At 72.0% G+C, this 17,436-nt stretch carries 17 protein-coding genes; 4 read left to right on the plus strand and 13 right to left on the minus strand.

The features are described 5' to 3' along the window. Positions 1 to 52 precede the first annotated feature (52 nt). Together B4915_RS04815 and rpe are read right to left on the minus strand one after the other, a co-directional pair. Positions 53 to 316, minus strand: coding sequence for a phosphoribosyl-ATP diphosphatase (locus B4915_RS04815; RefSeq protein WP_105804702.1), 264 nt, complete (start codon positions 314 to 316; stop codon positions 53 to 55). A gap of 30 nt (positions 317 to 346) precedes the next feature. Continuing rightward, a complete protein-coding gene (gene rpe, locus B4915_RS04820; protein ID WP_105804703.1) occupies positions 347 to 1,009 on the minus strand; it encodes a ribulose-phosphate 3-epimerase in 663 nt (220 codons plus the stop codon). 90 nt (positions 1,010 to 1,099) lie between these two features. Between rpe and B4915_RS04825 the strand changes: the two genes are divergently transcribed. After that, on the plus strand, positions 1,100 to 2,707 hold the full coding sequence (locus tag B4915_RS04825; protein ID WP_105804704.1) for a hypothetical protein: 1,608 nt from the start codon (positions 1,100 to 1,102) through the stop codon (positions 2,705 to 2,707). A gap of 106 nt (positions 2,708 to 2,813) precedes the next feature. On the opposite strand, the gene B4915_RS04830 is transcribed toward B4915_RS04825, so the two are convergent. Together B4915_RS04830 and B4915_RS04835 are read right to left on the minus strand one after the other, a co-directional pair. After that, positions 2,814 to 4,367 carry an RsmB/NOP family class I SAM-dependent RNA methyltransferase gene (locus B4915_RS04830; protein WP_425436312.1) on the minus strand — a complete coding sequence of 518 codons (1,554 nt, stop codon included), beginning with the start codon at positions 4,365 to 4,367 and terminating at the stop codon, positions 2,814 to 2,816. Beyond that, a complete protein-coding gene (locus B4915_RS04835) occupies positions 4,364 to 5,290 on the minus strand; it encodes a methionyl-tRNA formyltransferase (protein WP_105804705.1) in 927 nt (308 codons plus the stop codon). Before B4915_RS04835 ends, B4915_RS04830 begins: the two co-directional genes overlap by 4 nt. 180 nt (positions 5,291 to 5,470) lie before the next feature. On the opposite strand from B4915_RS04835, the gene trpB reads away from it, so the two are divergent. Next, on the plus strand, positions 5,471 to 6,682 hold the full coding sequence (trpB, locus tag B4915_RS04840; protein WP_105804706.1) for a tryptophan synthase subunit beta: 1,212 nt from the start codon (positions 5,471 to 5,473) through the stop codon (positions 6,680 to 6,682). Between the two features lie 73 nt (positions 6,683 to 6,755). Here the strand turns inward: trpB and B4915_RS04845 are convergent, their stop codons facing one another. The 4 genes from B4915_RS04845 to B4915_RS04860 all read right to left on the minus strand — a co-directional run bounded on the left by B4915_RS04845 (position 6,756) and on the right by B4915_RS04860 (position 11,214). Next, positions 6,756 to 8,837 carry a primosomal protein N' family DNA-binding protein gene (locus tag B4915_RS04845; RefSeq protein ID WP_105804707.1) on the minus strand — a complete coding sequence of 694 codons (2,082 nt, stop codon included), beginning with the start codon at positions 8,835 to 8,837 and terminating at the stop codon, positions 6,756 to 6,758. Next, positions 8,837 to 10,033 carry a methionine adenosyltransferase gene (gene metK / locus B4915_RS04850; RefSeq protein WP_105804708.1) on the minus strand — a complete coding sequence of 399 codons (1,197 nt, stop codon included), beginning with the start codon at positions 10,031 to 10,033 and terminating at the stop codon, positions 8,837 to 8,839. The genes B4915_RS04845 and metK overlap by 1 nt, the downstream gene beginning before the upstream one ends. Before the next feature lie 124 nt (positions 10,034 to 10,157). Next, positions 10,158 to 10,457 carry a DNA-directed RNA polymerase subunit omega gene (rpoZ, locus tag B4915_RS04855; protein ID WP_105804709.1) on the minus strand — a complete coding sequence of 100 codons (300 nt, stop codon included), beginning with the start codon at positions 10,455 to 10,457 and terminating at the stop codon, positions 10,158 to 10,160. 109 nt (positions 10,458 to 10,566) lie between these two features. Then, positions 10,567 to 11,214 (minus strand): DUF8185 domain-containing protein, encoded by a 648-nt coding sequence (locus tag B4915_RS04860; RefSeq protein WP_105804817.1) that lies wholly within the window; start codon positions 11,212 to 11,214, stop codon positions 10,567 to 10,569. A gap of 121 nt (positions 11,215 to 11,335) precedes the next feature. Between B4915_RS04860 and B4915_RS04865 the strand changes: the two genes are divergently transcribed. Next, entirely contained in the window at positions 11,336 to 12,217 is an 882-nt protein-coding gene (locus B4915_RS04865) for an acyl-CoA thioesterase (protein WP_105804710.1), read from the plus strand. Between the two features lie 67 nt (positions 12,218 to 12,284). Here the strand turns inward: B4915_RS04865 and B4915_RS04870 are convergent, their stop codons facing one another. The 3 genes from B4915_RS04870 to B4915_RS04880 form a co-directional block, all read right to left on the minus strand. Next, on the minus strand, positions 12,285 to 12,752 hold the full coding sequence (locus B4915_RS04870; RefSeq protein ID WP_105804711.1) for an acyl-CoA thioesterase: 468 nt from the start codon (positions 12,750 to 12,752) through the stop codon (positions 12,285 to 12,287). A gap of 110 nt (positions 12,753 to 12,862) precedes the next feature. After that, positions 12,863 to 14,545, minus strand: coding sequence for an energy-dependent translational throttle protein EttA (gene ettA, locus B4915_RS04875; protein ID WP_105804712.1), 1,683 nt, complete (start codon positions 14,543 to 14,545; stop codon positions 12,863 to 12,865). A 168-nt stretch (positions 14,546 to 14,713) separates the two neighbouring features. Then, positions 14,714 to 15,217 carry a DUF6993 domain-containing protein gene (locus B4915_RS04880; RefSeq protein WP_105804713.1) on the minus strand — a complete coding sequence of 168 codons (504 nt, stop codon included), beginning with the start codon at positions 15,215 to 15,217 and terminating at the stop codon, positions 14,714 to 14,716. Between the two features lie 223 nt (positions 15,218 to 15,440). On the opposite strand from B4915_RS04880, the gene ssb reads away from it, so the two are divergent. Further along, on the plus strand, positions 15,441 to 16,016 hold the full coding sequence (gene ssb / locus B4915_RS04885; protein WP_105804714.1) for a single-stranded DNA-binding protein: 576 nt from the start codon (positions 15,441 to 15,443) through the stop codon (positions 16,014 to 16,016). Between the two features lie 3 nt (positions 16,017 to 16,019). Here the strand turns inward: ssb and msrA are convergent, their stop codons facing one another. Next, positions 16,020 to 16,550 (minus strand): peptide-methionine (S)-S-oxide reductase MsrA, encoded by a 531-nt coding sequence (gene msrA, locus B4915_RS04890; RefSeq protein WP_105804715.1) that lies wholly within the window; start codon positions 16,548 to 16,550, stop codon positions 16,020 to 16,022. Beyond that, positions 16,547 to 17,383 (minus strand): ammonia-dependent NAD(+) synthetase, encoded by an 837-nt coding sequence (gene nadE / locus B4915_RS04895; protein WP_105804818.1) that lies wholly within the window; start codon positions 17,381 to 17,383, stop codon positions 16,547 to 16,549. The genes msrA and nadE overlap by 4 nt, the downstream gene beginning before the upstream one ends. Positions 17,384 to 17,436: the final 53 nt, after the last annotated feature.

Raw genomic sequence — 17,436 nt, forward strand, 5'->3', positions numbered from 1 at the left:
GTGATGAGGTCAGCGGCGAGCATCTGAGCGCGGGACGACCCGGGCGCAGATGCTACAGATGCGCGTAGACGTCGCGGAGAGACAGGCCCTTGGCGAGCATGAGCACCTGGAGGTGGTAGAGCAGCTGGCTGATCTCCTCGGCGCAGGCCTCGTCGCTCTCGTACTCGGCGGCCATCCACACCTCGGCGGCCTCTTCGACGATCTTCTTGCCGATGGCGTGGACCCCGGCGTCGAGGCGCGCGACGGTGTCGCTGCCCTCGGGGCGCGTGGCGGCCTTCTCACCGAGCTCGGCGAACAGCTCATCGAACGATTTCACGTGACTACACTACCGTGTCCCGCGACGGGCTCAGTGCCGGTGTGCGGCCGCGGCGGCGCGCAATTCGGCGATCCGTTCCTCCGGCACTCCCCCGTAGACCGCGGAGCCTGCGACGAAGGTGTCGGCGCCCGCCTCGGCGGCGATCCCGATCGTGTCGACCGAGATCCCGCCGTCGACCTGCAGCCACACGTCGATCCCGAGCCGTGCTCTCGCCTCGGCGAAGCGCCGCAGCTTGGGCATCGTCTGGGGCATGAACGACTGCCCGCCGAACCCCGGTTCCACGGTCATGACGAGCACCTGATCGAACTCCGGCAGCAGCTCGAGATAGGGTTCGGGATCGGTGCCCGGCTTGAGCGCGATGCCCGCCCGCGCGCCGATCTGCCGCAGCCGGCGGGCGAGTGCGACCGGATCTGCGGCCGCTTCGGCGTGGAAGGTGACCGAGAAGGCGCCGAGTTCGGCGTAGCCGGGCGCCCAGCGATCGGCGTCGGAGATCATGAGATGGACGTCGAGCGGCACCGGCGAGACGGCCTGGATGCGCTCGACGATGGGCGGTCCCATGGTGAGATTGGGGACGAAGTGGTTGTCCATGACGTCGACGTGGACGAGGTCCGCGGACGCGATGGCGTCGAGTTCGGCCTGCAGGTTGACGAAGTCGGCGGACAGGATGCTCGGGTTGATGCGCTGCACGGTCACCGAACCAGCCTACGGTGTCGGACGCGGCGGGCGGATCGGATCCACCGCCGCATCACCGGATTGAGTCCGAAAACACATAGAGTATTAGTTATGAGCGATTCGCGTGAGCACCCGCAGCAGCCCGAACCCGACGCGACGAGCCCCGGCGCGTCGACGCCGGGTCTCCCCGAGCAGGACGCGCCAGGGACGCCTGAGCTTCAGGCGTCGGAGCCCGAGCCCACCTCGGAGCCCCCCGCCGGCCTCGCACCGTCCCCCGGGCTCGCACCGCCGCCGGGCATCCAGCAGCCCGCGGACTTCCAGCAGCCCGCAGACTTCCAGCCCCCGCAGCAGCCGGTCGAGCCGCTCGGTTATGCGCCGCAGCAGGATCCTGCAGCCCAGACCCAGCAGGCGGAGGCCTTCGAGCAGGCCCATGCCCCCGCTCAGCCGGAGGGATCGACGCAGGGCTATGGCGGATACGGCGGATACGGCGCGCAGTCGCAGGCGCCCGGCGAGCCGCAGCAGTACGCCGCACAGGGCCCCGGCGAGCCGCAGGCACCGCAGGGCTACGGCGAGGCTCAGCACTACGGGCAGCAGGCGCCCTACGAGCAGGGCGCATACACCGGCGGACCGCAGGGCCCCGGCGGCCCGGCCGGCCCCGGCGGCCCCGCCGGTCCCGGCAGCCCCCAGGGCAAGCGGGGACTCCCCACCGGCGCGCTCATCGGCATCATCGCCGGCGCGGTGGTCCTCCTGCTGCTCATCGTCGGCGGCGTCTTCTTCGTGAGCTCGGCGCTCGGCCGGTCGCCCGCGGGCTCGGCGTCGGGCAGCGACTCCGAGCAGAGCTCCGCGAAGACCCCCTCCGCCGCCGTCGAGGAGTACCTCCAGGCGCTCGCCGACGGCGATGCGACCACGGCGCGCAAGCTCGCCGGGGGGAGCACCTCCGACCGCCTGCTGAGCGATGAGGTGCTCGCGCGATCGAACGAGCTCGCTCCGATCACCAACATCTCGGTCGACGAGGAGCCGTCTTCGGAGAGCGACTACGACGCCGTCGTGTCCGCCACCTTCGATCTCGGCGACACCTCGGTGGCCCGTGATTTCCGCGTCTACAACTCCTACAGCAGCGGCTGGCAGCTCTCCGACGCGGTGCTCAGCACCTCGCTCTCGGCCTTCGACGGACTCGATCTGCAGATCAACGGCGTCGAGGCCGGCGGTGACCGCGTCACCTTCTTCCCCGGTGCCTACGAATTCGAGCTGGGCGCCGAGGCGTTCGAGCTCGACAGCGACGACAAGGTGTTCGTGATCGCCGACCAGAACGACATCACGAGCCTGTACGACGTGCAGCCGACGCTCACCGAGGAGGCGACCCAGACCTTCCGCGAGCTGGTCCGCGCCTCGCTGGAGGAGTGCCTCGCGTCCACCGCGCTCACGACCCCGTGCGGGCTCGACGTGTCGTCGGAGCTGAGCGACGGCTCGATCCCGGTGGCCGACACGGCCAAGCGCACCCTCACCCCCGAGGGCGATGCGGCGCTGAAGTCGCTGAAGCCGCGCACCGACTACGACAACCCGACGCTGGTGACCTCCAGCGACTACATCCGCATCTCGACCTCCATCGAGGCCGACAAGGATGGTCAGCGTGTCAGCGGCGAGCTGATGTTCGGCGGCGATCTGCTGAAGCCCTACGTCGACTTCTCCGAGGACAAGCCGACGGTGACCTGGCAGTAGCCGCGAGGCGCAACGCCCCCGGGGCGGTCGGTTTCGGCCGCTCTCGGGGGCGTTGCGCATTCCGGGGGCCGGATCCCATCGGCTCGCGCGGCGGCAGCGGAGGAGCTCAGGCCTCGCGCTGCAGCAGGGCGATGAACATGGCGTCGGTGCCGTGTCGGTGCGGCCAGAGCTGCGCGCTCGGCGCACTCCCGGCGAGGTCGAGCGCGTCGCCCCCGCGGGCGACGCCCCGCACGGCCGCCTTCGCGTCCAGCTCGCGCAGCTCCGGCCGGCGACGCAGCAGCCGATCGACGATCACCCGCGTCTCGGCGAGGTGAGGCGAGCAGGTCACATAGGCGAGCACCCCGCCCGGGGCGAGGCGCTCGGCGGCCGCGTCGAGCAGTTCGGCCTGCAGGGCGGTCAGCTCGGGCAGGTCCGCGGGGCGCTTGCGCCACCGCGCTTCGGGGCGCCGCCGCAGCGCGCCGAGACCCGAGCACGGCGCGTCGACCAGGATCCGGTCGAACACGGCCCCACGGTCACCGAACGCCGCCGCGTCGCGGCCGTCGTGCGAGACCACCTCGACCGCCTCCGCGACCGCGGCGACCGAGCGACGCACCAGCTCCGCACGGTGCGCCGACACCTCGTTCGCGCGCACCGTCGCACCGCCCCGCAGCGCCTCCGCACCGAGCACCGCGGTCTTGCCTCCCGGCCCGGCGCACAGGTCGAGCCAGCGCTCCCCCGGGCTCACTGGCCTGAGACGGGTGAGCGCGAGGGCGGCGAGCTGCGAGCCCTGATCCTGCACCCGTGCGAGACCCTCGGGCACGCCCACGCGGGCGAGCACCCGTGCCGGGTCGCCGCCGGAGAGCTCGAGGCCGAGCGGCGAGGGGCCCGTCGCGGACAGCGCCGGGTACGCCTCGTCCGCGGCGCTCCCAGCGGCGAGCGTCTCGGGGTCGACCCCGGCTCCCGGCAGCAGCGCGATACTGACCCGCGGCGGCCGGTTGTCGGCGGCCAGCAGCTCGGCGAGCTCGCCCTCGCGCCCCTCGGCACGGAGCGCGTCGCGCAGCGCGCGCAGCACCCAGCTCGGGTGCGAGGTGATCGCGGCGAGCGCATCGTCTTCGCTGCGCGCACGCTCGGCGATCCGGCGGTCCCACTCCTCGTTCGAGGAGCGCCCGATCGCGCGCAGTACCCCGTTCACGAAACCCGCCGCGTTCGCACGTCCCACGCGCCGCTGCAGCTCGACGCTCTCGTTGACCGCGGCGTGCGCGGCGGTGCGCATGCCGAGCAGCTGGTGGACGCCGAGGCGCAGCACATTGAGCGTGCGCGGGTCGATCTCGGCTGCGTCACGCCCCGCCGAGAGCTCGATGATGCGGTCGTAGCGGCCCCGTCCGCGCAGCGCCCCGGCCGCGAGCTCGGTGGCGAGCGCGGCGTCGCGGCCGTCGAGGCGGGCCTCGCGGATGCGGGAGGCGAGCGCCAGGTTCGCGTAGGCTTCACGGTCCTCCACATCGCGCAGCACGTCGTAGGCGACGAGTCGCGCGGGCGAGATGCTCGCCCGCTGCGGGCGCGCCCCGCGCTCCGGGCGCTGAGGTGAGCGCGCTCGCTGCCCACGCGAGCCGCGGCCGGCTCCCCCGGAGCGGCCGTGCTCACGATCCCGCGAGCGGTCCCGGCCGCCCGGCTCCCCGCTCACCGCAGCACCGCCCGTCCGCCGCGTCCGCGCAACCACGCAGCACCGTCCATCGCGGCCTTGCCCGCGGGCTGCACGCGCACGAGTTCCAGACCGCCGTCGGCGAGACGCAGGATCGCCGCTCCGCCCAGCAGCTCGACGGCACCCGCGTCCGCGGCGCTCGGCGCCGCAGCCTCCGGGCCCGCGTCGCGCAGCTCGTGCAGCTTCAGTGCCTGTTCCTCGTGCAGCGCGAACGCCCCCGGTTCGGGCGTCACGCCGCTCCAGTGCGCGAGCAGCTCCGAGGCGGGCCGGTTCAGGTCCAGGCGGCCGTCCTCGCGGCTGAGTTTCTGCGCATAGCTCGGCTCGCCGCGCTGCGGTTCTCCGGCCGCCGGATCGGCGGCGAGCGCCTCGACCGCAGAGAGGAGCGCGCCGGTGCCGAACTCGGCGAGCGCGCCGAGCGCCTCCCCCGCGGGCGTACCCGGGGCGAACACCCTGGCGTCCCGGCTGAGCACCGCGCCCGCATCGAGCTCGGCCACGAGCCGGAAGACCGTCACCCCCAGTCGCTGCTCCCCGGCCTGCAGCGCGCGCTGCACGGGCGCGGCGCCGCGCCAGCGCGGCAGCTCCGAGAAGTGCAGATTGATCCAGCCGAGCTTCGGCAGGCTGAGCAGCGGCTCGCGCACGAGCCCGCCGTAGGCGACGATGACGCCCAGCTCCGGTTCGCGATCCCGCACCCACTCCGTCGCCGCCTCGTCGAGCCTGTTGGCGCGAAGCACGGGAAGGCCCAGCTCCTCGGCGACGCGAGCGACCGGGGAGGGGGTGAGCACGCGCTTGCGCCCGAGCGGCGCGTCCTCGCGGGTGATCACCCCCACCACCTCGTGGCCCTCGCGCAGCAGGGCGCGCAGGCTCGGGACGGCGAACTCGGGGGTTCCGGCAAAGACGATCCGCATCCAGCTATTCTCGCACCCCGTCCGGCTGCTACACTCGCCGACATGCGTCTCGCGAAGCAGTGGTGGACCGCCTGAGGGCGGCCCCGCACGCGCACGCATGCACCCACACCGCCTGTTCACAGGCGGTGTTTTTTCGTCTGCGAACGGCGCAATGCAGCACCGAAGCAAAGGAAGCACGACATGTCACACACCGACGCCCCCTCCGTCTACCGCGCCGATGCGGACGGGTTCTTCGGCGAGTTCGGCGGCGCCGAGCTGCCGCCGTTCCTCGCGGGCCCGATCGCCGAGGTCGCGGTCGCCTACGACGCCGCCTCGCAGGATCCCGGGTTCCAGGAGCAGTTCCAGTCGCTGCTCGCCAAGTACGTGGGGCGCCCCTCGCTGCTCTACTTCGCCGAGAACCTGAGCCGCGAGCTGGGCGGCGCGAAGGTCTACCTGAAGCGTGAGGATCTGAACCACACGGGCGCGCACAAGGTCAACCACTGCCTGGGTGAGGCGCTGCTCGCGAAGCGCATGGGGAAGACGCGGCTGATCGCCGAGACGGGCGCGGGCCAGCACGGGGTGGCACTCGCGACCGCCGCTGCGCTCGTCGGCCTCGAGTGCGAGATCCACATGGGCGCCATCGACGTCGCGAAACAGCACCCCAATGTGGTGCGCATGGAGCTGCTCGGCGCGAAGGTCGTGCCGGTCGAGGAGGGCGGGCGCTCACTGAAGGAGGCCGTGGACTCGGCCTTCGCCGTCTACGCATCGGCCCCCGAGGAGTACTTCTTCGCGATCGGCTCGGTGGTGGGTCCGCACCCGTACCCTTCGATGGTGCGCGATTTCCAGTCGGTCGTGGGGCGCGAGGCCCGCGCGCAGATCCTGGAGACCGAGGGCCGGCTGCCGGATGCGCTGGTCGCGGCCGTGGGCGGCGGCTCGAACGCGCTCGGGCTGTTCGACGCGTTCCTGGAGGACGAGTCGGTGCGCATCGTGGGCGTGGAGCCCGCGGGCGAGGGACTGGAGGGCGACCGTCACGCGGCGACCATGACACTCGGGACCCCCGGCACGCTGCACGGCATGCGCACGAAGGTGCTGCAGGGGGAGGGCGGCGAGCCCTCCCCCGTGCACTCCATCGCCTCGGGACTCGACTATCCCGGTGTCGGGCCGCAGCACGCGCAGCTGGAGCAGCTCGGGCGCGTCGAGTACCTCTCCGTGACCGACGCGGAGACGCTCGACGCCTTCCAGACCCTCTCCCGGGTGGAAGGCATCATCCCTGCGCTTGAGTCCTCGCACGCGATCGCCCAGGTGATGAAGCTGGCGCCCGAGCTGCCGGCCGACGCGGTCGTGATCGCAAATCTCTCGGGCCGCGGTGACAAGGACGTCGATTTCGTCGCGGAGCGGCTGCGCGAGGCCTGAGCGGCGGCTCCGGATCCCGGGCGGCGCGCGGATCCCGAGCGGCGCCCGGATCCCGGGCGGCGGCGCCGGAGCCTCAGCCGTCGAAGACGCCGCGGTCGTCGAAGCGCAGTCGCAGCGCCTCGGGTCGCGCCCGGCCCGGGGCGCTGCGAGCCCTGGTCCGCGCGTGCGACCCTGCCGCGTCAGCGACGAGGGCGCCGCGCAGGCGGCTCGCGACCTCGTCTCCCTGGGCGTAGTCGAAGCGCACGATGGCGCGCACCGTGCCGTCCGGCGCGCGACTCGGACCGCCGGCCGGCACGGGCGTCGGACCGAGGTGGTCCACGCCGGGGAGATCCTGCAGCTGCCGCAGCGCACGGTCGACCTCTTCGGGGCCGCCGCTCACGCTCGCCACGCGGACGGCGGGCGGATAGCGCAGCGCACGGCGATCCCGCAGCTCCCCCCGCAGCCACTCCTCGGTGCGGCCCGTCACGAAGGCCTGCACCACCGGGCCGCCGCCGGATGCCATGAGGCAGACCCCGTCGGGGGCGGTCAGCGCCGCGGCGTTCTCCCACCAGCGCAGGCAGTCCTCCCCGGCGCGCAGGGTCTCGATCCCGAGCAGACGCTCTGCGTCGAGCAGCACGACCGCACGGTAGCCCCCGGCCGCGAGCGGCTCGGCGCCGCGGGTCGCGACGATCAGCGCCGGGCGTGCGTCGACGCGCTCGCGCGGGTGCTCACCGTCGCTGAGAATGACCCTCGCCCCCTCGAACTGCCGTTCGAACTGCTCGACGGTTCGCGCGGAGCCCATGCCGCGCTCCTCCAGCCGCGCGCCGTCGCATGAGGAGCAGCGCCAGCCCGCCGCGTACTCACCGCACCAGCGGCAGGAGGCACGCCCCACCGTACGGAAGCCGAGCGGGCCGCCGCAGGCGCGGCATCGGGCGGGGTCGCCGCAGTCGGCGCACACGGCGACGGGCGCGTAGCCGGGGGTGGCCACCTGCACGAGGACCGGACCGCTGCGCAGGCCCCCGCGGATCGTGCGCGCCGCGAACTCCGGCACCCGCCCGGCGAAGGCGTCCGGCGTGATCGAGGCGTCGGCGTGGCGCACCCGCGCCCGGCGCGGCGGATTCTGATGCGCGCGCACGTAGCCGAGGTCGATGAGCCGCTGCACCTCCGCGCTGCGCGCGTGCCCGGCGAAGAACAGGCCGGCGGGCTCGGCGCTCTCCTGCTCCGCGCGCTCCGCGCTCTGCGCGGCGCGCATGAGCGCGGCGTCGCGGGCGTGCACGTAGGGGGTGAGGGGTTCTGCGAGCACGGGGTCGCCGTCGTCCCACACGATGATCGCACCGAGGCGGTGCGCGGGGGCGTAGACGGCGGAGCGGTTGCCCAGCACGATGCACGGTTCTGCGTCGAGCGCGCGCAGAAAGCCGGCGTAGCGCTCGGCGTTCGACTGCCGGGAGTCCACGCGCACGATGCCGGGATGCCCCAGCGCGGCGAGCGCATCGCGCAGCTGGTCGAGATCGCGATAGTCGGGGGCGATCAGGATCGCGCTGCGGCCGAGATCGTGCACGGCGATCGCGAGCCGCGCGAGGCGCGCTGCCCAGCCGCCCACCCACTCCCCCGTGTGCAGCCGCTCGGGACCGTGAGACGCGGTGAAGGCGAGACGGGCGCCCGTCACGAGCTCGGCCGCCATCTCCCGCTCCGCCGCGAAGGGATCCGGCGTCGCACCGTCCCGACCCGCTTCGCCCGGGGCCGCTCCGGGCGTCTCGTCCCGCCGCGCTGCCTCCGCCGCGAGGTGCTGCTTCTCGACCCGGACCTGCCGTGCGGGGATGGCGAGACGCAGGATGTCCCCCGCCGATCCGCCCGCCCGGTCCGCGACGGCTCGCGCCAGCCGCCACACCTCGGGGGTGAGCAGCGGAACGCGCGTCACGAGGTCGGCGATGGGCGAGAGCTCACCCCCGAAGTCGCTGCGCTCGGCGAACTCGACGATGTAGCCGAAGCTCTTGCGCTGCTGCGAGCGGAAGGGCACCCGCACGCGCTGCCCGATGCGCACCTCCTCGGCCAGCTCGGGCGGGATCGCGTAGTCGAAGAGGTGGTCGAGCTGCGGCAGCGCGGAGTCGAGCAGGATGCGCGCAACCGGCCGGCCGGCCGCACCCTCCGCCCGCTCGTAGGCGCCGCCCCAGCTCACTAGAGCCCCGCGGCCGCCCGCAGCTCGGCCACACGCGGGGTCGCCTCCCAGCTGAACTCGGGAAGCTCCCGGCCGAAGTGACCGTAGGCGCTCGTCTTCGCGTAGATCGGGCGCAGCAGTTCCAGGTCCCGGATGATGGCGAGCGGACGGAGGTCGAAGACCTCGCGCACCGCGCGCTCGATGCGGTCGAGCGGCACGGCCTCGGTGCCGAAGGTCTCGACGTAGAGGCCTACGGGGTGGGCACGGCCGATCGCGTAGGCGACCTGCAGCTCGGCGCGGCGCGCGAGCCCGGCGCGCACGACGTGCTTGGCGACCCAGCGCATGGCGTAGGCGGCCGAACGGTCAACCTTCGAGGGGTCCTTGCCAGAGAAGGCGCCGCCGCCGTGCCGGCTCGCGCCGCCGTAGGTGTCGATGATGATCTTGCGGCCGGTGAGGCCGGCATCGCCCATCGGCCCCCCGATCACGAAGGGGCCGGCAGGATTGATGAAGAACTGCGCGTCATCGCTGCGCAGCTCCACCCGGTCGAGCACGGGGCGGATGACCTCGCGCTCCACGGCGTCGCGCAGCGCCGCCTGGGTGAGGTCGCCGCGGTGCTGCGTCGAGACGACGACCGCTTCGACGCTCACCGCGCGGTCTCCGTCGTAGCCGATCGTCACCTGCGTCTTGCCGTCCGGCCGCAACTCCGGCAGCACCCCGCTCTTGCGCACCTCGGTGAGCCGCTCGGCCATGCGGTGCGCGATCCAGCTCGGCAGGGGGTGCAGCTCGGGCGTCTCGTCGGTGGCGAAGCCGAACATGATGCCCTGATCGCCCGCACCCTGCGCGCTCAGTCCATCGTCCTCCCCGATCTCGCCGCTGCGCACCTCGAGCGAGGCGTCGACGCCGCCGGCGATCTCGGGCGACTGCTGCCCGATCGACACCGAGACGCCGCAGGAGGCGGCATCGAAGCCCATGTCGGAACTGGTGTAGCCGATCTCGCGCACCGCGTCGCGCACGATCTGCGGGATCTCGACGTAGCCGCTCGTCGACACCTCGCCGGCGACGTGCACGAGGCCGGTGGTGACGAGCGTCTCGACGGCGACGCGCGCACCCGGATCCTGTTCGAGCATCGCGTCGAGGATCGAGTCGGAGATGCGGTCGCAGATCTTGTCGGGGTGGCCCTCGGTCACGGACTCCGAGGTGAACTGGCGCAGCGGCACAGGGGCTCCTAGCGTGTGGGGTACAGGCGGGCTAGCGGTGCGGCGCCGCCGGAAAACGGCGGTGGCGCCGGACCCCATTCAGGGTATCCGACGCCACCGACAAGGCTGCGGGCGCAGCGGAAGATTACAGCTCGACGCCGTCCTCGCTCGCCTCGTCGAGCTCGGCTGCGGCATCCGTCCGCCGCGTCATCGTCAGCTTGCCCTCGACGATCTCGTGCAGCGCGATCGACAGCGGCTTGTCGTCGACCGACGAGTCGACCAGCGGGCCGACATTGTCGAACAGGTTGCCGTCGTGCAGATCCGTGTAGTAGTCATTGATCTGGCGAGCGCGCTGCGAGGCGAAGATCACCAAGGCGTACTTCGAATCGACCTTCTCGAGCAGATCGTCGATGGGCGGGTCGATGATGCCGTTGGGGTTGGCCATGTACACACTCCTCTAGTTGACCCACCCATCCTAGCCGACGATCCCGGATCCCGCTGAGACGTGCCGAGTCGCGCACGGCGCCGGGCACCCGGCGCCCCTCCCAGAGGGATCAGCCCAGCAGGGACCGGACGAGCACGTGCCCCCGCGAGGTGGTGAGCCGCGTCCACGTCAGCGAGCGCGCGAGGCGCACCGGCTCATCCTCGCGGAGCAGTCCCATCGACTCGGCGGCGAAGGCGGCGGCGGCGGGCAGCCCCGGGGCGACCTCGGCGCCCCACACCGTCGCCCGCACGCGGTGCACCACCGCCTCCCCCGGATCCTCGGGCAACTGCGCCGCGACCCGCGCGATCCCCTCGGCCGCGACCCCCGCGAGCGAGGCGGCGTCCACCGTCCCCGCCGGGGTCCAGCCGGAGAGCGGCGGCAGCACGCCCGCCCACGCCACCATGCCCGAGGCCTCCGGCACGTCGAGCGCGAGACCGACGAGCCCCATCCGGGCGATGCGGTCCAGCAGGGCGCGCGCCGGAACCGTCGCGTCCACCGGCACAGCCGGCTCCTCCGCGAGCTCGAATCCGCGCATGACCAGCACCACGGGCAGCTCGTCCGTGATCCCGCGCGGCGCCTGCGTGCAACCGTAGACGGCGAGCACCCGCCCCCGCACGGTCAGGCGCACCTCTTCGCGGCCGGCCCGCTGCAGGCGTTCGAGGAAGATCCGCAGGTCGTCGCGAGTCGCGTGGTCCGCGAGCGGCAGCGTGGCATTCATCCACACCAGCTTAGAGCTCGCCGGGGCGGAGCGCTCCGTGCTGCGCGCCGCCGCCTCGGCGCCGAGCGGCGCCGCCATAGACTGAAAGCGTCCCGCCCCGCCGCAGACTCCTGGAGGAACCATGACCGCCGCCGCCCCCGATCTGCTCACGATGCTGTCGGTGCTCGACTCGGGCGCGCGCACCCGCGAAGACATCCTCACCGGCCCGGCCTTCCCCACCCCCCACGGCCGCTCCTTCGGCGGCCAGGTGCTCGGCCAGGCCCTCGCCGCGGCGGGAACGACGGTCCCCGAGGACCGCGAGATCCACTCCATGCACGGCTATTTCCTCCGCCCCGGCGACAGTCAGGACCGGATGACCTTCGAGGTCGCACGCCTCTACGACGGCCGCTCCTTCTCGACCCGGCGCGTGCAGGCCTATCAGGGAGGTCAGGTGCTCATGTCGCTGATCTCCTCGTTCCAGACCTCCGACGAGGGACTGGAGCACCAGGAGCGGACGGACCTCGGCCCGGTGCCCGATCCCGAGTCGCTGCCGAGCGTGTGGCAGCGCTACGGCCACCTGGCGGAGCCCGGGGGCGGCGGCCGCGCCTCCTGGGTCCTGAACCGGCCCTTCGACATCAGGCACATCGAGCCGGACATCATCCTCGACGTGGCCGAGCCGAGCAGCCGTCAGCGGGTGTGGCTGCGCAGCCGCGACAGCTTCGACGCGCCGCCGCGGCTGCACGCGGCCGCGCTCGCCTTCGCGAGCGACTACCTGCTGCTGGAGCCCGTGCTGCGCCGGCACGGCGTGCCGTGGGCGACGCCGGGCCTGCGCGGCTCGAGCCTGGACCACGCGATGTGGTTCCACCGGCCCTTCCGCGTCGACGAGTGGCTGCTCTACGAGCTCGACTCCCCCACCGCGCAGGGCGGTCGCGGGCTCGCGCACGGACGCTTCTACGACCGAGACGGCGCGCTGGTCGCCAGCGTCTCGCAGGAGAGCACGATCCGGCTCCCCGGCGGCGACTGAGGCGTCCCCGTGCCACGTGCTCCCGGCGGCCACGTCCCGCCGGACATCGCCGCCTCGCTCCCCTGCGCTACGCGCGCCGGAGCCGGACCGGCTCGTCCATCCACCACTCCACGGAGGCCCGGCCCTCGGCGGAGAGCCGCGTCGGGCGCATCGTCGTGCCGTCGACGATCACGATGTGCGAGACCGCCCGGGCGACGACGCTGCGCTCCGCCGCGCCTCCGTCGATGATCTCGTAGTGCACTTCGAGGCTGGATCCGCCCAGTTTCGCGACCCACAACTCCACCGTGATCGGCCGCTCGCCGTACTCGAGCACGCTCACGAACTCGATCTGCTGACTCGCGACGAGCATCTTGGGGCCGGAGGGGTCGTCTCCGCGGAAGTGCCGCTCCATGCCCGTGCGCTCTCGCCCGCTGCCCAGCCAGAAGGTGCGCACGCGCGCTTCCTCCAGGAACCGCGCGAACGCCACGTTGTTCACGTGCCCATAGGCATCCTGGTCGCCCCAGCGGAGCTCGATATCGACGTGCGTGCGCGCCATCGCACCATCCTCTCTCATGGGCTGAGCCGCCCGGTTCGGCCGCGCTCGCGGCCGAACCGGGCGGGCCGGGCATCGTGCGGGGGCGACGCTGGGCGCCGCCCCGTCGCGGCTCAGTTCCGCGTGAGCTTCCGGTAGGCGACCCGGGAGGGCTTCGCCGCATCGGGCCCGAGGCGCTCGATCTTGTTCGCCTCGTAGGCCTCGAAGTTGCCCTCGAACCAGTACCAGCTCGCCGGATTCTCCTCGGTGCCCTCGTAGGCGAGGATGTGCGTGGCGATGCGGTCCAGGAACCACCGGTCGTGGGTGATGACCACGGCGCAGCCCGGGAACTCGAGCAGCGCGTTCTCCAGGCTCGTCAGCGTCTCGACGTCGAGGTCGTTCGTCGGCTCGTCGAGCAGCAGCACATTGCCGCCCTGCTTCAGCGTGAGCGCGAGGTTGAGCCGGTTGCGCTCACCGCCCGAGAGCACCCCGGCGGGCTTCTGCTGATCCGGTCCCTTGAAGCCGAAGGTCGACACGTAGGCGCGCGACGGAATCTCCGTCTTGCCCACCTGGATGTAGTCGAGCCCGTCGGAGACGACCTCCCAGACGGTCTTCTTCGGATCGATGCCGCCGCGCGTCTGATCGACGTAGCTCAGCTGCACGGTCTCACCGATCTTCAGCTCGCCGCCGTCCAGCGGCTCCAGGCCGACGATCGTCTTGAACAGGGTCGTCTTGCCGACGCCGTTGGGGCCGATGATGCCGACGATGCCGTTGCGCGGCAGCGAGAACGACAGCCCGTCGATGAGCGTGCGCCCGTCGAAGCCCTTCTGCAGATCCTTCGCCTCCAGCACGAGGTTGCCCAGGCGGGGACCCGCGGGGATCTGGATCTCCTCGAAGTCGAGCTTGCGCGTGCGCTCCGCCTCCGCCGCCATCTCCTCGTAGCGCGCGAGACGCGCCTTCGACTTGGCCTGGCGGCCCTTCGCGTTGGAGCGCACCCACTCCAGCTCCTCCTTGAGGCGCTTCTGCAGCTTCGCGTCCTTCTTGCCCTGGACCTCCAGGCGGGCGGCCTTCTGCTCCAGGTAGGTGGAGTAGTTGCCCTCGTAGGGGTAGAGACGGCCGCGATCGACCTCGCAGATCCACGTCGCGACGTGGTCGAGGAAGTAGCGGTCGTGGGTGACGGCCATCACCGCGCCGGGATACTTGGCGAGGTGCTGCTCCAGCCACAGCACGCTCTCGGCGTCCAGGTGGTTGGTGGGCTCGTCGAGCAGCAGCAGGTCGGGCTTCTCGAGCAGCAGCTTGCAGAGCGCGACGCGGCGCTTCTCGCCGCCCGAGAGGTGCTTCACCACCGCGTCGGAGGGCGGGCAGCGCAGCGCGTCCATGGCCTGCTCGAGCTGGTTGTCGAGATCCCAGCCGTCGACGGCGTCGATGGCCTCCTGCAGCTCGCCCATCTCGGGCAGCAGCTTGTCGTAGTCCGCGTCGGGGTTCGCCATCTCGGCCGAGATCTCGTTGAAGCGGTCGAGCTTGCCCTTGATCCCCGCGACGCCCTGCTGCACGTTCTCGAGGACGGTCTTCTCCTCATCGAGTTCCGGCTCCTGCATGAGGATGCCGACGGAGTACCCCGGTGTGAGGATCGCCTCGCCGTTCGACGGCGTGTCGAGCCCTGCCATGATCTTGAGGATCGTGGACTTTCCCGCGCCGTTGGGGCCGACGACGCCGATCTTCGCCCCGGGCAGGAACGCCATCGTGACGTCGTCGAGGATCACCTTGTCGCCGTGCGCCTTGCGCGCGCGAACCATCTGGTAAATGTACTCAGCCATATGCTCTCTCGGGCGCGACAGCGCCCCGGACTCCCTGAAGTGGACGGTTGAAAACGGATCGCCCCCACTCTACCGCCCGCGTCCGACGGCGGACCGCCGCCGCTCGCGCCGCAAGCGGGCTCCGTCGCGCAGTCCGGGCCGCCCGCTCAGCCGGGCCTGCCCCGGCGATCACCAGTCGATGGGACGGGTCTTCCCGATCAGGCAGATGTCCTTGTTCGGGCCGACAGCCGGCTCGTTCTGCGCCACGAAGCTGCGGTCTTCGCTCACCAGCTGCCCGATGAGGCAGTCGCCGCCGATCCGGACCGACACGTAGATGCTGTCCGCCACGAGCCCCGTCTGCGTGCGGTCGAAACTCACCTGCATCGCAGCGCGGTCGAAGCCGGCGTCGGCGACGGCGTCCACCACGGGCTGACCCTCGATCGGCTGGGTCGAGGCGGCGTAGGCGCGCAGGACCTCGGTGAAGTAGGGCAGGTTCTGCTCAGCCGTGCCGCCCGGAACGAACTCCGGCGGGGCCTCTGGCGCAGGCGGGGTCTCGCGGCTCGGCGTCTCGGGAGTGGGCCCTTCGAGCACGCCCTGGATCAGGCTGCAACCGCTCAGAAGCGGGAGCGCGATGCCGATCGTCGCAAGGGCGCGGAGGAGCGGACGGCGGGGTCTTGACGGAGTTGCACGCACCCGCTCAGTGTACGCATCCGCTCCTGGATGCGTGCCTCGCTCACAATGAGACATCTATGGCCACTTCGGGGGTTTCCTCCACATATCCGGTTCTCGGGCTTCCGTGATCGACGCGCGGAACTCACCCTGGAAACGAGCGGACGGATCGTCACTCGCACGGCACGAGCCGTCCGCTCCCCGCACACCGACCACGGCCCGCCAGGGCCCAACGAAGGAGGCCTCCATGTCCACCCCCATCTGCATCGTCGGCACCGTCGCCACCGAGCCCAGGTTCTCGCGCGGCAACGCGCAGGTGCCGTTCTGCTCCTTCCGCGTGGCGAGCACCGAGCGGCGTTTCGACCGCGAACAGGGACAGTGGGTCGACGGGGAGACCAACTGGTACACGATCACCTCGTTCCGGGGACTCGCAGAGCACGCGCTCGGCTCCTTCGCGAAGGGCGACCGGGTGGTCGTGAGCGGGCGCCTGCGGATCAGGAGGTGGTCGTCCGGCGAGAAGTCGGGAACCAATGTGGAGATCGAGGCCGACGCCTTCGGCCACGACCTGCGCTGGGGCGTGTCGAGCTTCACGAAGCGACTGGGCGCGGAGACGAGCCCGCGCGGCGAGGTCACGCCTCCGCCGGAGACGAGCGGGAGCGCCGAGGATCCGAACGGGGCGGATCCCCGCGCCGCGACGGGGGCGGAGCTGCCGGCCTGGCTCGCAGCGCCCGCGGGAGACGGGCCCCGAGGCGATGACGGATTCACCCCGGCGGAAACGGCGCAGGATCCAGAGCCGGCGGAGCAGCTGGCCGACGCCGCCTGAGCACTACCGCAGGTACTCGGCGAAGGCGGCCCGCACCTTGTTCACCTTGGGCACCGCCACGGCGAGGCAGTAGCCCTGAGTGGGGTTCTTGGCGAAGAAGTCCTGGTGATAGTCCTCTGCCGGGGTGACCTCCCCGAGCGGTTCGATGGTCGTCACGACGGGACCGCGCTCCGCCCACGTCTCTGCTGCGCGCTCTCGCGCGGCTTCGAACAGCCCGCGCTGCTCGTCGTCGCGCGGGAACATCGCGGAGCGGTACTGGGTGCCGACGTCATTGCCCTGACGGTTGAGCTGCGTCGGGTCGTGCATGGTGAAGAAGGCGTCGAGGATCACCTCGGCGGGGATCACGGTGTCGTCGAAGGTCACGGCGACCGCCTCGGCGTGACCGGTCGTACCCGTGCAGACCTGCTCGTAGTCCGGGTGCGCGGTGGATCCTCCCGTGTAGCAGGAGACCACCTCGACCACGCCGCGCAGCTGACGGTAGGCGGCGTCGAGGCACCAGAAGCAGCCTCCGGCGAGCACGAAGGTCGTCGTCATGCGCGTTCCCCCCTCCACCAGCCGTCCGCAGGCGAGACCGGGAGGCGGCGCTTGTGCTCGGTCGTCCGGTACCGCCGCTCGAGATTCTCGCGTGCCGTTCCCTCGATCTCTTCGCCGCGCAGATACGCGTCGATCTGGGCGTAGCCGACGCCGAGGCTCGCCTCGTCGCTCTGCCCGGGCTCGGCGTCGAGGAGGTCCGCCGTCGGAGCCTTCTCCCAGAGCCGGCTGGGAGCCTCCAGCACCCGCAGCATCTCGGCACCCTGCCCCTTGGTCAGCCCAGCCAGGGGGACCACGTCGGCCGCCCCGTCGCCGAACTTGGTGAAGAAGCCGGTGATCGCCTCCGCCGCGTGATCGGTGCCGATCACCAGAAGCTGCCGATCGCCTGCGATCGCGTACTGGGCGACCATCCTCAGCCGTGCCTTGACGTTGCCCTTGGTGAAATCGGTGACGGCTTCGCCCGTGCCCTCGGACACCGCATCCGTGATGCCGTCGACCCCCGCCGCGATGTTCACGACCACCGAGCGGTCGGGCCGGATGAAGGACAGCGCGAGCTGAGCGTCGTCCTCGTCGTGCTGCACCGCGTATGGGAGCCGCACGGCGACGAACTCCGCCTCGCCGCCCTCAGCGCGCCGCCGCTCCACGGCCAGCTGCGCCAGCCGCCCCGCGAGCGAGGAGTCCTGCCCGCCGGAGATCCCGAGCACGAAGCCTCGCGCACCCGGTACCGACGCGAGGTACTCGCACAGGAACGACACGCGCCGATCCACCTCGGCCGCCGCGTCGATCTCACTCCGCGCCCCCAGCGCCTCGATGATGTGCCGCTGCGTTTCGCTCATGCCCACCACCCTACTCCGCGCCCGTTTCACCGGGGTTACGCCCACGGCGAAGC

The sequence above is a fragment of the Leucobacter massiliensis genome, from assembly GCF_002982315.1.
Taxonomy (GTDB): domain Bacteria; phylum Actinomycetota; class Actinomycetes; order Actinomycetales; family Microbacteriaceae; genus Leucobacter; species Leucobacter massiliensis.